At 48.2% G+C, this 15,544-nt stretch carries 11 protein-coding genes; 4 read left to right on the forward strand and 7 right to left on the reverse strand.

Annotated features, from left to right (window positions below):
• Window positions 1-198 precede the first annotated feature (198 nt).
• The 5 genes from AC4G47_RS19710 to AC4G47_RS19730 form a co-directional block, all read right to left on the reverse strand.
• On the reverse strand, window positions 199-3,282 hold the full coding sequence (locus tag AC4G47_RS19710) for a cellulose binding domain-containing protein (protein ID WP_491102290.1): 3,084 nt from the start codon (window positions 3,280-3,282) through the stop codon (window positions 199-201).
• A 324-nt stretch (window positions 3,283-3,606) separates the two neighbouring features.
• A complete protein-coding gene (locus AC4G47_RS19715; protein ID WP_458126337.1) occupies window positions 3,607-4,488 on the reverse strand; it encodes an SMP-30/gluconolactonase/LRE family protein in 882 nt (293 codons plus the stop codon).
• 15 nt (window positions 4,489-4,503) lie between these two features.
• Window positions 4,504-5,166, reverse strand: coding sequence for an SGNH/GDSL hydrolase family protein (locus tag AC4G47_RS19720; RefSeq protein WP_491102291.1), 663 nt, complete (start codon window positions 5,164-5,166; stop codon window positions 4,504-4,506).
• An 84-nt stretch (window positions 5,167-5,250) separates the two neighbouring features.
• Window positions 5,251-6,039: an alpha/beta hydrolase gene (locus tag AC4G47_RS19725; RefSeq protein WP_145319057.1), complete on the reverse strand. Its 789-nt coding sequence runs from the start codon at window positions 6,037-6,039 to the stop codon at window positions 5,251-5,253.
• A 141-nt stretch (window positions 6,040-6,180) separates the two neighbouring features.
• Window positions 6,181-7,014, reverse strand: coding sequence for an AraC family ligand binding domain-containing protein (locus AC4G47_RS19730; RefSeq protein WP_491102292.1), 834 nt, complete (start codon window positions 7,012-7,014; stop codon window positions 6,181-6,183).
• A gap of 128 nt (window positions 7,015-7,142) precedes the next feature.
• Between AC4G47_RS19730 and AC4G47_RS19735 the strand changes: the two genes are divergently transcribed.
• The 3 genes from AC4G47_RS19735 to AC4G47_RS19745 all read left to right on the forward strand — a co-directional run bounded on the left by AC4G47_RS19735 (window position 7,143) and on the right by AC4G47_RS19745 (window position 11,253).
• Entirely contained in the window at window positions 7,143-9,170 is a 2,028-nt protein-coding gene (locus AC4G47_RS19735; RefSeq protein WP_491102293.1) for a beta-galactosidase, read from the forward strand.
• A 405-nt stretch (window positions 9,171-9,575) separates the two neighbouring features.
• The gene (locus AC4G47_RS19740; protein WP_458126333.1) at window positions 9,576-10,532 is read left to right on the forward strand and encodes a helix-turn-helix transcriptional regulator; all 957 of its coding nucleotides are present in this window, start codon (window positions 9,576-9,578) and stop codon (window positions 10,530-10,532) included.
• 34 nt (window positions 10,533-10,566) lie between these two features.
• The gene (locus AC4G47_RS19745) at window positions 10,567-11,253 is read left to right on the forward strand and encodes an AlkZ-related protein (RefSeq protein ID WP_458126332.1); all 687 of its coding nucleotides are present in this window, start codon (window positions 10,567-10,569) and stop codon (window positions 11,251-11,253) included.
• A gap of 96 nt (window positions 11,254-11,349) precedes the next feature.
• Here the strand turns inward: AC4G47_RS19745 and AC4G47_RS19750 are convergent, their stop codons facing one another.
• Together AC4G47_RS19750 and AC4G47_RS19755 are read right to left on the reverse strand one after the other, a co-directional pair.
• Window positions 11,350-12,864 carry a UxaA family hydrolase gene (locus AC4G47_RS19750; protein ID WP_458126331.1) on the reverse strand — a complete coding sequence of 505 codons (1,515 nt, stop codon included), beginning with the start codon at window positions 12,862-12,864 and terminating at the stop codon, window positions 11,350-11,352.
• Window positions 12,861-14,378, reverse strand: a complete 1,518-nt coding sequence (locus AC4G47_RS19755; RefSeq protein WP_491102294.1) for a tagaturonate reductase — start codon at window positions 14,376-14,378, stop codon at window positions 12,861-12,863. Before AC4G47_RS19755 ends, AC4G47_RS19750 begins: the two co-directional genes overlap by 4 nt.
• 191 nt (window positions 14,379-14,569) lie before the next feature.
• Here AC4G47_RS19755 and AC4G47_RS19760 point away from each other — a divergent pair, with 191 nt between their 5' ends.
• Window positions 14,570-15,445, forward strand: coding sequence for a helix-turn-helix domain-containing protein (locus AC4G47_RS19760; protein WP_491102295.1), 876 nt, complete (start codon window positions 14,570-14,572; stop codon window positions 15,443-15,445).
• Window positions 15,446-15,544 lie beyond the last annotated feature (99 nt).

Consider the following 15,544-nt stretch of genomic DNA (forward strand, 5'->3'; position numbering starts at 1 on the left):
CTTTCCAGTGTTAGCGGTTACATTAATTTTAAAAAATAATTGTACATCTTTTTATATCCTAAAACGATCGTATAAGCAATGGTAACTCTCTATAGTTTACACTATAATTCGACAAAATAAGAAGCCCTGAATCGCCTTTAATCGTTTGGCGACTCAGAACTCCCTTTTTCATTCATTTATTGTGTTTGATCGGAGGACCTAAGGTTCGATTCCCCATTGAAGACTTCCCGCTATATACCCAGTCACTTTGGACCATTCCGCATAGGAAGTCTGGCTACCTGCAAAAGAGTAGTCATCCGTTTGCGTATAGTTGGTCCAGTTGTTCTTGGAGAAACGAGTCTGGATCTCTGTACTTTGCCCTGCACTCAATGTTCCAGCGGAAGATTTGAATCCGATCTCAAGCACGTGGTCAGCACCCGTCCGAACCGGATTGAGTGCACTGAATGTGCCTGTTACATTATCACTTCCGGCAGTCGCCCAGTCAGAGAAGAAGTTCTGAGGCTGATCGCCATTCATGGTGTAATAGTATCTGATTTTCACATCGGACAGATTTAGTGCTGTAGTCCCCGTATTTGTCAGTTTGAATTTGGGATTAATGGAACTGCCCGTCGCTGAAGTGCTGCCATTAAACATCTCAATGCGTATCGTTCCAGCAGGTGCAGCTGTCGTATCTTTGATGAGCAGATTCAAGGTCGCAGCATTACCAGCGCTAAATTGAAAAGTTAGTGCTACGGCGTCATTTGGCAGTGAATCCAGATAGTTTTTGCTCAATACAACCTCATTACCTGTCAACGTGTAATCTGTACCTGAAACCAGCGTTGTATTCCCGTTACGAATGGATACAAGTGTATTCCCGTTCAGTGTTAACGTGACCGGAATATCAGCCTGATTACCAGCTTTACGATCATATTCGGCTGATACCGGTGTAATCACCGAGTTGGTCACTGGGGTTGTACCCCCGCCATCCCCTCCGCCATTGTTACCTCCCACACGATCAGCATACAGAATTCCGCGACCATTCGTTCCAAGATATACTCTTCCATACAGACGCGGATCACCCGTAATCGTTGTTACACGAGCATACTGATGCTGATCATCGTTGATCCGTACCCAATTGGCTCCGCCGTCATCGGAACGGAAAAATCCACGTGTTCCATCGATCTGTGCAACCGTGTATAACGCGACAACGCTCTGTCCAGGAGCAGCTTTACCAAATCCGATACTGTCTGCTTCCTCTACATTGGCAAGCTTCGTGAATGTCGCTCCCGAATCCGTGGAATGCCACAATCCGTAAGGGCCTTCTTCCTCACTACCGCCTGCAAACCAAAGTTCTCCTTCAACCCCCGGAACGGCATCCAGATCTGCATTTCCTTCAATCGGAAGTCCGGTCGCAGGCGATGCCGTGAAGGAAGCACCACCATTTACACTCACATAGACCTTTGCTGCCGAAAATCCATAAAATTTGTTAGGATTAACGCGATCGGATATCACTTTCGCCTGTGCAGGTATCCCCGTACTTGCTGTCCAGGAATTGCCACCCGTTGAATAATGTACACCCTTGTCTGACGTGCTCCACACCAGTCGATTGCCATTCGCAGAGATGGCTACAGTGCCGCCTCCTGTTGTGCCGGCAGGCTCTGCATTGGCTTTATACCACGTTGTACCTCCATCACTGGACAAACCTATGGATTTCGCATTTGGATCAGCAGCATAATCCGCTTTACCTACACGAACCATCGTATTCGGACTTAACTCGGCAAAATCCAGACTTTCTGTGGAAGAATAGTTCGGGCTCGTAAATATGGTAGATGGGGCCTGATCCAGATTGTTATGACGGAATCCGGAGACATCCCCCACCCCGCTTAACAAATGTGCACCACTTGGTGGGCTGATTAGATCCAGTACGGCAATCTCCTCAACACCCTTCGCCATCACTGAAATATTGATTTTTTTATCGTCATCCCAGTCCGTCAGGTTTTTCGTTCCATAGATCGTAGCACCCGTTCCATACATCATGCGATCCGAATCAAACGGATCAATCTCCAGGTCACCGATCATCCAGCCCAGTTTTGGAGATGGTTCGGGTGGGGCAGGAGTGATACCAAAGGTGAGCCATGGCGCTGCCGAAATATCCTGTGTATAACGTAATTTTCGGTTCGGGTATCCGTCAAATTCCCATATGCGCGTCCAATTCGCTCCACCATCAGTGCTGCGAAACAAAGTAGCATCCGGCCACCATGAATTCAATGTAGCAACCATCAAAGTACCGGGATTCTGTGCATCGACTGCCAACCCGCCATATCCAAAATAATTATCCGTGCTGCTGCTTGGAATCGGGCTGATATTGGTCCAGACACCTGTTGAGGTGTTCAGCTTCCACACATCGCCTTTCTCCCCATCGTAAGGACCTACACCATCGCTGTAGGTAATATAAAGACTGCCATCAGCATCCAGCACACCATGATGTGGAATATAACCTGTAGGTTGTCCAGCGACAGCTGACCAAGTCAAGCCACCATTCGTACTGCGATATACGCTTTGCGCTTTATCAGCAACACCCACATAGATCGTCTGGGTTGCCTGCCCTGCAGAACCTGTTGTTTTGTCAAACGTAATCCATGCCAGACCTACGATGTCACTTGTGTATTCATTCGAAGGGTCTTGCACATAGTTCCCCGGATTCGGGAAGCTTGTGACTTCGTTCCATGTCACACCATAATCGGTACTTTTCCAAAGCCCATGACCGCTTCGCGCACCAAAATACAGGATGCTGTTATCATTCGGGTCCACAGTCAGACGCTCTCCCATTGAACGCCCTGGCATATTGCCGCCAACTTTGAACGGGAGTGTTGTCGTCTGCCATGTATCTCCCCGGTCCGTAGAGCGCAAGATGGAGCCATTATTTTTGTCCCACGAATTCGTATACGTCCCAACTGCCATATACACCCGATCGGGATCAACCGGGTCCGTAGCCAGTGCGTCCACACCGTTTTTGTTCCAGTCATCCCAGCCGACAAAATCCGTTAACGGTATCCAGCTCTCGTCAGTCGCATTCCAGCGATAAGCTCCCCCAATATCCGTACGGGCATAGATCAGATCCTTTTCCGACTCGTTGAAAATAATGCCCGGTACAAACCCGCCTCCTGCACCAGTCACCACATTTTTCCACTCATAGGCTTCACTCGGTGCCGCTGCTGTAGTCCCAGCAAATCCTCCCAGCGAAGCCGTTACCACAGCAACCGTCAGGCTCATCATTCGCAATTTCCCCATAAACGTTCTCATATCAACTTATCCTCCTCTTTAACTTCGTTACTGCATTTTGGTCTATCCCCGCTGTCTCATCATGCTGATGATGGCGTGCCAGACGAATCAATGCATCCATTTATACAAGAAGCATCACCCCCTTTCAGTCATGTTGTTAAGCGCTTACATAATTGTTCTTATTTCGCGGTTATCTGGAAAATACTTTCAATAAATAACATTCGATGGCAATCTCCAAACCCCTCTGTCGAAATTCTGATTTTTGTAAAATATTTTCAGTGTTTGATCTTTTTTTACACAACAAAAAAAGATGCTGTCAGAACAGCATCTTTCGACTTTCATATGTTACTTCAGGCTACCATAAGCGTGAGTCTCCTGGCCTTTAACCCCAGGTCTGATGACAAAAAGCGAGCCAGCCTCCGGTGTCTCCTTCAGACGTTCTTCCTTAATGCCAGTACGTGCTGTTGTAATGTACAAATCTTCGAGCTCCGGTCCACCAAAACAGCAGGATGTGACCTGATCTGCCGGCACCTCGATCTGTTGCAACAGTTCTGATGTATCCGGGTTCCAGCGAGTGACTCTTCCTCCGCCCCAATGGGCAACCCACAGCATACCCTCACCATCAACTGTCATCCCATCCGGAAAACCGAATTCCTCCGGTATGTTGATGACGCTTGTCCGATTCTGTATCGTACCTGCTGCGAGATCAAAATCAAACCGGTCAATGGAACGAGTCGGGGTATCAATGTAATACATGATCTGCCGATCCGGACTCCAGCCCAAGCCGTTGGATGTGGATACACCTTGTACCATTGTGCGAACGGGTTGCCCTTGCTCCAAACAGTACAGAGATCCGGCTTTGCTTTCATTATTCAAGCTCATCGTGCCTGCCCAGAAGCGGCCTTGTGCATCACATTTGCCATCATTAAAACGATTGGTATCCTTATCTTGTTCAGGGTCCTCAATGGCATGCAGCTCACCCGTGAGCAGGTGATATGTATGGAATCCACTGCGTAAAGCAACCAGAACTTCGTCACCACGATATGGAACAACAGCGCCGACATGTTCACCGACATCATAAGCTTGATCCTGCCCTGTAGCCGGATCATACACATGCACCTTGAAACTTTCAATATCCACCCACAATAATCGATTGTTCTCCGCATCCCAGCTCGGGCCTTCCCCCAGCAATGCCGGGATGTGTACTGCTACGGTTACGTTGCTCATGCCATCACGTCCTTTTTAAGATTTGACGCCGCCTGACCATTCGAACCCGATGGCATCCAGAAATGCTTTGGACAGTACCATATGCCCTGTTGCATCCGGATGTACACGATCATAAGTCAGCACAGACGTATAGAAATGATCCCAAAATGGAGCAAATGCAGCCTGTGTATCCACATACACTGCATCATACTCACTCGCGACCCTGCGAACTGCTTCTCCGTATATATCCATTGTTGCTCGCATAGGGTCTTCCGGGTTGGCCTCAAGATAATAGGGGGACATCAGTACCAGCCCCTTCAGATTGGGGCGAACCGAAGACACCAGTTCACGCAAAGTGGATTCATATTCTTCAAGAAACACATGCGAGTCTGTTGACAACGGGTTATCAAACTGACGCCATACATCGTTAATACCGATCATGATCGTCAGCCAATCCGGTTTAAGGTCCAGCACATCACGATCCCAGCGCTGTTTCAGATCACGGATCGTATTTCCACCATTACCCACATTTTGGATACGCAACATCAATTCCGGATAGATAGACCGTAATAGTGCATAGACTTGTGCAACATAACCATGGCCCAGACCTGAACTGCCTTCACCTATAGGATGTTCCCGACCACAATCCGTAATCGAATCTCCGATAAACAAAAGCTTGTCGTTTTTTTGCAATTTCATCGTTATTTTCTCCTTCGCTTCAAAGCGCTAATATACGGATTACTCGATTGGTTAGGACCGTTCACTTGATACCAGCCAGAAAAATTACCAGCCTTGATTCTTGAGCCATGTGAGACAAAGATCCGACCATACCCGAATCGCGTGGTTATCCTCAGCCAATCCCAGACCATGTGAACCTTTCTCAAAAACGTGCAAGTCATAGGGAATCCCATGCTCGCCCAATGCAAGTGCGTAACGCAAGCTATTCTCCACAGGTACTGCCTGGTCATCGCTGGTATGCCAGATGAATGCTTCTGGAGCATCCGCTCTCACCTGTTGTTCCGCACTGAATGCCTTGATCTGCTCGGCAGACGCATTTGATCCAAGCAAATTTTCACGGGAACCGGCATGTCCATAAGACTCCATCGTAATGACCGGATAACACAAAATAACCCGGTCCGGGCGTGAACTTTGGCGTTCAATTAGATCCTCATGATCCGGCTGCCCCTCGTCGTACAGCGTTCCCAGTGTTGCAGTAAGATGTCCGCCTGCAGAGAAACCAAGTACCGCGATCTTGGAAGGATTGATGCCATACTGCTCGGCATGAGCACGAACATAACGTATGGCACGCTGGCCATCTGTAATCGGTGCAGGATGCTGATGAGGTGCTACGCGATATTTCAGGACAAATGCGCTTATTCCCGCACGATTCAACAGTTCGGCTATTGGAGCACCTTCATGATCCGCCAAAAATCCATAGCCACCCCCTGGGCACACAATGACAGCGCTCTCGGAACCGGGCTGAATAAATGGAATCAAATGCGGCATTTCGTCTTCATGGCCCTGGGCTGCATAAGGTGCAGCATGATCCCATAAGGGTATAGTTGTTGTCATCTTCGATCATCCTCTCTAAGTACAACGGACATAGATCCGTTTAATCGTTTTCGAATCTCAGGAATCGATACCATCATAACGGCAATGACCCTAACGCATCAATACCTTCCTGGCATCACTTTTTGTTCAAATAGGTACAGGTTAGTATAAATTCCGGAATTGTTCAGGCGTGACTCCCTCTATCCTGCGAAAGGTTGCTACAAAATGGCTTGCATCTCGAAACCCTACCCTGACTGCTGTTTCCCTGATCGTGGGTCTATAGTCTGCGGTCATGATTTCCTTGGCTTTGCGAATGCGTAGCAGAATGAAATAACTATAAGCGGTCATGCCAAAGGATTGTTTAAACAAGGTGTTCAGATGTCTGGATGAGATCCCCGTGAGGTCAGCCATATGTTGGAGACCAATCTCGGGATTCGCGTAATGCTGTTCCATGAATGCAATGAGCGGAGCGAGCCTTTCCACGGCATGTGAGATCGAAGAACGATTGCCCGTCATGCCATGTTTTTTGAGTAAAATCAGAAATCGGTATATATCCGCTGATGCTTCGAGTCCTGACAAATCCTGATCACTGCTGATCGAATCCAGCACTTCCTGACCGTAATTGTTGAACGCGCTGCTCTGCTCCCACTGATGGAACGCCGCTTCACCCAATCCAAGCGACTCCATGATTGCCGGACACTGTGAACCCCCAAATGTAATGTAAAATGTCTCCCACTCCCCTTGGGACCGCACATATTCATGTGGCTCATTAGGTGGCAGCAAAATACCGGATGCTTCCCCCAGCACTACCGTAGATCCGGCAAACTTGAATTCTCCGGCTCCTTTCACAGTCTGAAGCCAGTGGTAACACGGATACCCTACAGGTCTGGATACCTTCTCCTGATTGCCGTTATAACCAAGGCTCTCAATAAAAAGGGGCAGCGGCTGATCACGTGATGTCATGAAATATCGTTGATGTCGGGGTGAGATAAACACGGGATACCTCCTTCGATACAAGCCCTAATATACTTCCATATTCTTATATAGGCCATTACTTTTATTATATTTTAAAAGTCATATGTATCATATAATATAGGATTATTCTTATACAAGAGGTGAACACATTGATTAGCAGCAAACTACCCAAAATGTTCTACGGGGGCGATTATAACCCGGAACAGTGGGATCACGAAACCCACCTTGAAGACCTGCGCATGTTCCAATTGGCCGGCATTGATATCGCGACAATCAACGTATTTTCATGGGCATTGATTCAGCCTGATGAAGTTACTTATCAATTTGAAGAACTCGACCAGCTGATTCATCGTCTTTATGAGAGTGGCGTCTATATATGCCTTGCAACGAGTACCGCTGCTCATCCGGCTTGGATGGCGAAGAAATATCCGGATGTGCTTCGTGTAGATGCCGATGGACGCAAACGCAAATTTGGTGGGCGGCATAATTCCTGTCCCAACAGCCCCACCTATCGTAAATACTCCGAGAAGATTGCGGATAAACTGGCCGAACGATACAAGGATCACCCCGCAGTTCTCGTATGGCATATTTCCAATGAATATGGCGGTGACTGTTACTGTGACAACTGTGAGAAAGCATTCCGCGTATATCTGAAAGAGCGCTACCAGACTCTGGAACAGGTCAACAAAGCATGGAACACTAATTTCTGGGGACATACCTTCTACGATTGGGATGAGATTGTATTACCAAGCAACTTGAGCGAACACTGGGGTAACAATAATTCAACATTCCAGGGAATCTCGCTGGACTACTCCCGATTCAACTCCGACAGCATGTTGGATTGTTACCGCCTGGAATACGATGCGATCAAAAAACATATTCCGGACTCCGTCGTTACAACCAATTTGATGGGATTCTTCAAGCAACTGGACTATTTCAAATGGGCAAAATACATGGATATTGTCTCCTGGGACAGCTATCCCGGTCTCGCTACACCCGTCAGTTTCACAGCAATGGCCCATGATCTAATGCGCGGACTGAAGGATGGTCAACCGTTCATGCTTATGGAACAGACACCAAGTCAGCAGAACTGGCAGCCGTATAATTCATTGAAACGTCCTGGCGTCATGCGTCTATGGAGTTATCAGTCTGTTGCACATGGAGCCGACACCATCATGTTCTTCCAGCTCCGCCGCTCCATCGGTGCCTGTGAGAAATATCATGGTGCAGTTATTGAGCATGCCGGTCACGAGAATACACGTGTATTCCGCGAAGTTGCTGAGCTGGGCAAGGAGTTGCAGATCCTTGGCGACACGACGCTGGACGCTACTGTTGAATCCAAAGTAGCGATTGTGTTCGATTGGGATAACTGGTGGGCCATCGAAAAATCAAGCGGACCTACGGTTGCCCTCAACTATGTAGATCAGATCCATAAATACTATGCAGCGTTCTTCCGTCGTAACATCCAGGTGGATATCGTCAGTGTAGATACGGATATTAGCAAATACGACATCGTTCTTGCACCTGTCCTCTACATGGTTAAACCAGGATTTGCCGCCAAACTGGAGAAGTATGTTGCAGCAGGTGGAACATTCCTGACGACCTTCTTCAGTGGTATTGTCAATGAGAACGATCTCGTGACAATCGGTGGTTACCCGGGAGAACTCCGTAAGTTGCTCGGAATCTGGGTGGAAGAGATTGATGCCCTGCTGCCTGAGCAAAAGAACCGCATTGTCCTCAAAGAAGCCTACGGCGATCTTCAAGGAGAATATGACTGCGGCATGCTGTGTGACCTGCTGCACAGTGAAGGAGCTGAAGTCATCGCGGAGTATGGAGACGACTTTTATAAAGGCATGCCTGTTGTGACACGTAACACCTTTGGTCAAGGTGAAGCCTGGTACGTTGCATCCGACCCGGATGAACGTTTCCTGGATGGTTTGCTGGGACAGCTTGCAGCAGCCAAGAATGTAGAGTCCCTGCTGGAGACACCAGAAGGTGTTGAAGTAAGCGCACGAACCAAAGACGGCAAACCCTACCTGTTCGTCATGAATCATAATGCTTCCACGCAATCCTATAATCTGGGTACAGCCAAGGCGCATGATCTGCTTACTGATCGCGAGCTTTCGGGAAGTATTGAGATTGAAGCCCGCGGAGTGCAACTGCTCGAAATGAAATAAGTTATTCGGTATATACCGTGATACAAAGTGTCACATATTCTTTTCTTATATACTTGTTATTGTCTTCATTGAGGACATTGGTATAGATTTCAGACCTTTATCGTCTTCTTTCTGCCAAAAGCTGCTACTTCCCGTATCCGTCTACATCGGATACGGGTTTTTGGCATTATCTGTCGTATTTTTGATAGAAGGAAATATCAGTATGCAAAGCGAATTGGACGAGAAACACATTTTAACGAAGCCCGCCGGAACTTGCTTGTGTGAACCATGCAGCTGATCAATTGCAGAATAAGGATACAGCTGAAATATTGGTGACACTCATGATGTCACTTATAGGCTGTTACAATAGAAATATACTACGACATCACGTTCCGGCGGCGCAAAGATCGAAACGGAGTGGCTGACATGAACAGAACAAATCGGCTTGCCGCCATCGTTATGGCATTACAGCATGGTCACGAAACGGCACACTCATTGGGCGAGAAATTTGAAGTTTCCCGTCGCACCATTCTCCGGGATATCCAGTCCCTCTCCGAGATGAATGTACCCATTATTGCCATTTCCGGGCCGGGGGGCGGCTTCAGACTTATGGAGGGTTACGTATTGCCCCCATTACAGTTGGACCCGGTAGAAGCAGCGACGCTCATATTTGCTCTTGAGGGCCTGAGTCGCTATTCGGATACGCCCTTTCATGAGAAACGCTGGACACTAATGAACAAAGTTAAAGCCATCATTCCGGATGATATCATGGCCCGAATGGATCCCATGCTCAAACAACTGAATCATCACATCCCAGACCGCAATTACATCCTGCATCACCTCGACCCGCTGCTAGCCTGCATACCTGAACAAGGATGGCTGATTGTGCTGTATCGCTCCGCATCTCGTCAGAGGTGGTTACATATCTGTCCTACACGGGTCTATGCTTCCTCAGGCTTCTGGTACTGTGAAGCGTATTCCATCGAACACGGTGAACCACGTCTGTTCCGGGTCGACCGAATTATCGATGTCAAGGCGATCGAGCCACAGGAAGCACAGTCGCTAAACGAACAGGCACAGCAACAGCGGAGCAAGCCGCAACCTCCAGAACAGCCGCCCACCTTGGTTAAGGTGCAACTGAGTTATCGGGGAATGATTGAAGCCGAACAGGACGAGCATATTGGTGAAAAGATGACTGAAATTTCCCCGGATCTCTGGGAATTATCATTCCTTTGTCCATCAGGGGAATGGGAGTGGGCCGTACGATTCTTTTACCGATTAGGACGTGAGGCTGAGGTCATCGAACCCCTCAAACTTCGCAACGAGATTCGCCTGCATGCCGAGGAAGTGAGCCGAAAATACCTTGATTCAATCAAGTCGTAGCCTGACTACACACCAAAAGGAGCCTGCTGATATCATGACATATGAACCTGTAGTAACGTACGAAGAAGCAGTACAGCGAATCCAGTCTATTGGACTGCTCCCACTGGCCCCTCTATTTGCCGAATATCCTTCGCTGTCATCGTTAACACCCAAAGAACACTGGCACAAGGATGATGCACTCGATCCCTGGTTATGGCGCTCACGCCTGGCTGAAGAGGGCATTGCTGCATATGGAAAGTTCGTCAAAAAGAAAGCGCTTCTCGTCTCGCGCGAATACTTCCCTTGGGTACACCGACTACTTGCCGATTCCAGAAGCATTGAGGAACAGTATGAAGCGGGTCTACTATCACGAGAAGCATCCAAACTCTATTCTTTGGTTGAAGAACAGGAAGGCATCGATGGACGGGCCTTGCGATCACAGGCCGGTTATGGGGCAAAAGAGGACAAAAAGACATTTGACCGCGGTCTTCTGGACCTTCAGGGCTGTGCAGCCATTGTGATTAGTGGAACCAAAGAAAAAGAAGGTCTGGCAGAAGGTAAAGTCGCTTGGAACAGCTCTGCATATGAGACTGCTGGTCAGTGGATGAAACGTCATGGCATTGAGCCATTTGAAGGCGGCGTCGCAGAAGCTCGTGAACTGCTGGTTGCCCAACTGCAGCAACATGCTTCGCCAGTCGCATTATCAAGCATCGCGAGATCACTTGGCATCCCTGGAATCTAAATAAAGCCAATCCCGGTTGTCACAGATGCAACCGGGACTAGCTGCGTTTCACGTTATGATGCATCCCGGATGATAACGACTCCACCCATACTGGATTTAGAGAATCACGCCATCCTTGAATATGGCAATCTCCCGGAATCCATGCTGCTCACTGAGTGTGTGTGACCGTCCTGAAGCAATATCAATCAGCTGGCTGAACATCTGTACTTTTACCTCATCCATCGTCCGCCCCTCCAACAACTGGCCAGCATTGAAGTCAATCCAGTGTTTTTTGCGATTCGCAAGATCGGATTGGGTCGCAATCTTAACGGTAGGCACCGGGCCTCCAAATGGAGTTCCCCGCCCTGTTGTGAAGAGCACTATATGTGCACCGGCCGCAGATAGTGCGGTAACAGACACCAGATCATTACCGGGTGCTTCCACAATATTGAGACCGGTTTGAGTCACACGTTTGCCATAACGCAGAACGTCGACTACCGAAGAACGTCCTCCCTTTTGCGTACATCCAAGTGACTTTTCCTCCAGTGTCGTGATGCCTCCAGCCTTGTTCCCAGGTGAAGGATTCTCATAAATGTTCTGGCCATGGTTCACAAAATATTGCTTGAAGCCATTAACCAAATCCACCAAATCTTGAAATACCTGCTCATTGGCAGCCCGGTTCATTAAGATCGTCTCTGCACCAAACATCTCAGGAACTTCAGTCAGAATGGCCGTTCCCCCGGCAGCAACCAGCATATCCGCAACGGAACCAACCAGCGGATTAGCTGTAATGCCGGATAACCCGTCAGAGCCGCCACACTTCAAGCCAATTTTGAGTTTGCTGAGCGGAAGCGGCTGACGTTGTTCATGTTCAGCGATCTCCACAAGTTCTTCCATCAGTCGAAGCCCTTCCTCAAGCTCATCATCTGTTTCCTGTGCTTTGAGAAACCGTACTTTGCCTCGGTATTCCGGAGCAATACATTCACGGAACTCATCGACTTGATTGTTCTCACAGCCCAGACCGATAACCAGCACACCTCCTGCATTCGGATGCTCCACCAAGGAAGCCAGTAACTGTTGTGTGTACTTCAGATCATCGCCAAGCTGTGAACACCCGAACGGATGCGGAAAGTGATATACACCATCTACCCGACTTCCAAATTGTGACTGCCCCATACGCGCCAACGCTTCACACACTTTATTGATACACCCGACCGTATTCACAATCCAGATCTCGTTACGAATGCCTGCCTCACCGTTAGGCCGCAAATATCCATCGAATGAACGCAGATGTTCGGGAGGCAGGTCCGTCTGAACCTGAGTTGTCGGTTGGTACTCATATTCAAGCAATCCATGCAGACCTGTCTTCAGATTGTGACTATGAATCCAGCTTCCCTGCTCGATCTGCTCCTTGGCAATACCGATGGAGAAACCATACTTCATCACATCATCACCTGGCGCCAGGGTGTGCACAGCAATCTTATGCCCTTTTGGCACGTCATCCAGCAGTGTAAAGGAAACACCATCCGGCAATGTAATACGCTCTCCTTTGGCATAATCCCGAAGCGCTATAATGACATCATCCTGTGGTTGTATGGCAATCCAGTCATTGATTGTACTTGTTGTGTTCATTTCCCTTCACCTTCCAACAAACCGATTTCACGAACAACTGCTGCACGCAGCCCTTCTCTTGCATCCAGATTTTCGCCCCAGATCAGGGTATCCGACAACACGGCCGCCACTCGGTTGCTCAGTTGCTCCTGATTCCTATGAAGTGAGTCATAACCCTCCCAATGTGTAGCTAAAGCAGCTAGAACATCCGGGTCATCCCGCAACGGTACAGCTTCCCCATTCAGTCGTTGTCCCTTATAGCCTTCAGGCGTATTTACAGGACGATAAAGACACAATAATCCGGCAAATCCCTGGATTAAACGTTCCGGCCAGCTTCCCTGATTTTGCTCGTAGGCCAAAAGTGTAGGCAACACACGAACTTTGAATTTCCCAATCGTATTTAATGCAATATCCTGCAATTTGTGATCAATATACGGGTTAAGAAAACGTTCGAATACTTCTTCCGCATACTGTTCCAGATGATGATCAGGCATATCCAGAGCAGGTACGATCTCCTGATGTACAGCTTCTCTAATCCATGGGCCAAAATGTGGATCTTCCATCGTTTCTCTCACATATTGCTTGCCTTGCAGAATACCAAGAGAAGACATCATCGTGTGTGCACCGTTCAGAATCCGAACCTTGCGTACCTGAAAAGGCTTCAGATCTTTCACCCAGTGTACATTGAGGCCCGCCTGCTTGAGTGGCAGCTTTTTGTCCAGTGATTCATCACCCTGAATGGCCCAGAAATGATATGGCTCTGCCGTATTAATCAATTGATCTTCGTACCCCCAGCGATTCGTCAAGGCATCGGCTTCCTCCTGGGTCGGCGCACCTGTGACAATTCGATCTACCAGATTGTTCAGGAAGTCATTATGATTCTCAATCCATGAACGGAAGCCATCCGAATACCCATAATCTTCACTGTGACGGAGGACACAACTGCGCAGCACATCACCATTGCTTTCGAGCAACTCACATGGCAGATGAATTAAACCTCTGGATGGGTCTCCATCAAATTTCAAGTATCGCTGATGCAGGAAAACCGTTAATTTCCCCGGAAATGATTGTACGGGTTCACCCTCGATATAGTCTGCATACGTATATTTCAATCCTGATTCGGTTGTATTGGAGATGACAAACTCAAGTGAAGGCAGTTCCGCCAAATTCAGAAAAGCCTCCCATTCTTCGTATGGATTGATACACTGTGAGAAAATGGAGATCAACTCTGTCCGCTCAACCGGCTTTCCTTGAGACAGTCCACGTGTAATCATCGTATATAAGCCATCCTGATCGCGAATCTGCTCCAGCTTGGCCTTGCCTCCTGGTCGTGGTTGAGTAACAGCTACACTTCCATGGAATTTGCCTTGTCTGGCACTCTCATGAAGCATCCAGTCTGCAAACCCCCGCAAGAAATTACCTTCTCCGATCTGCAAAACTTTCACAGGACGCTCCATAATCTCCTTGCACTTGCGCTGACCATCGCTTCCGAGCAAATTGAGCTTCAACCTGGGACGTTTCGTGCTTGCCGACATGGACACTCACCTCATCGATTATTTGTACAATCTGAATGCCGCCCAAAGGCTTGCACCCTTATATTGTAAACGCTTTAAATTCATTGTATCATCAATAAAAGGAAATTAAATTGCTTATATTGCGGTAAATATACTCTCTGATGACTAGGTATAACATCTCGTTGAAGACGTTGGTTTGGAAAGGAGCTTCTATGGAGCGTTCACCTGTTCGTACAACTATCCAGGCAGAATCCGGTATTCCCTTTCGCCTGGTGTATAGTGACACAAAATCCCCCCAGAACGAATTGCCGGATCACCTTCACGACTGGCATGAAATTATCTATGTATATCGAGGTCAGGGAAGCATTTTTATTGATACGGGTCTGGAGAATATGCAGGAAGGAGATCTGTTTATCATTCCAGGTAGCACGGTACACCGAGCCTTGCCGGATGCAGGCAACCCGGTCACATCTTCCGCAATATTCTTCAGTCCGGGATTACTCGCATCAACCGCCGGAGGCGCTGCTTCTTCCTTACTGGGCCTGTTTGAACGTTGTCGCAAACTACGGGTGTATAAGAGACATCTGAACGAAGAGGAGCAAATCAAGGTGGCCTCGCTTATTGATGACATTCAGGCAGAATTTCAGCTTGGACATCATCTGAGCGCCCATGCGGCCCTATTAAGACTGCAACTGCTGCTCGTTTTTCTGGAACGTCTGGAAGCCGCGGGACCTGCGAATTCAGGGAAGTCCGCTTCGGGTCCATCATGGCTCTCTTCCACGATCTCTCATATTGATGACAACCTTCGGAATGGCCTCTCCCTGCATGAACTGGCCCAGTATGCCGCGGTATCCCCTGCCCATTTCAGTCGTGCCTTCAAAAGGTACACAGGGATGACTCTGACGGATTACGCATTAGCGCGACGGGTCATTATGGCGAAAGAGCATCTGGTGCAAGGGGATGAGACGATGGCCGCCGTAGCTGATGCTTGCGGGTTTGACAGCCTGCCCCATTTTTATCGTCAATTCAAAAAATTAACAGGCACTACACCCGCAGCCTACCGCAGAACCATGAACAGTTCTCGTTAAAATAGAAACCGCCTGGAACATAGGTGTCCGGTCCTATTCATATATATCCACATATTCTTCCATATGGCAGATGTGGTATGATAATCTGTATTATTACTT

It is taken from the genome of Paenibacillus sp. Negev47, assembly GCF_058313655.1.

Coding starts and splice junctions, on each gene's coding strand:
- AC4G47_RS19710 (WP_491102290.1), bottom strand. CDS start 3,282: ATGAGAACGTTTATGGGGAAATTGCGAATGATGAGCCTGACGGTTGCT.
- AC4G47_RS19715 (WP_458126337.1), bottom strand. CDS start 4,488: ATGAGCAACGTAACCGTAGCAGTACACATCCCGGCATTGCTGGGGGAA.
- AC4G47_RS19720 (WP_491102291.1), bottom strand. CDS start 5,166: ATGAAATTGCAAAAAAACGACAAGCTTTTGTTTATCGGAGATTCGATT.
- AC4G47_RS19725 (WP_145319057.1), bottom strand. CDS start 6,039: ATGACAACAACTATACCCTTATGGGATCATGCTGCACCTTATGCAGCC.
- AC4G47_RS19740 (WP_458126333.1), top strand. CDS start 9,576: ATGAACAGAACAAATCGGCTTGCCGCCATCGTTATGGCATTACAGCAT.
- AC4G47_RS19745 (WP_458126332.1), top strand. CDS start 10,567: ATGACATATGAACCTGTAGTAACGTACGAAGAAGCAGTACAGCGAATC.
- AC4G47_RS19750 (WP_458126331.1), bottom strand. CDS start 12,864: ATGAACACAACAAGTACAATCAATGACTGGATTGCCATACAACCACAG.
- AC4G47_RS19755 (WP_491102294.1), bottom strand. CDS start 14,378: ATGTCGGCAAGCACGAAACGTCCCAGGTTGAAGCTCAATTTGCTCGGA.
- AC4G47_RS19760 (WP_491102295.1), top strand. CDS start 14,570: ATGGAGCGTTCACCTGTTCGTACAACTATCCAGGCAGAATCCGGTATT.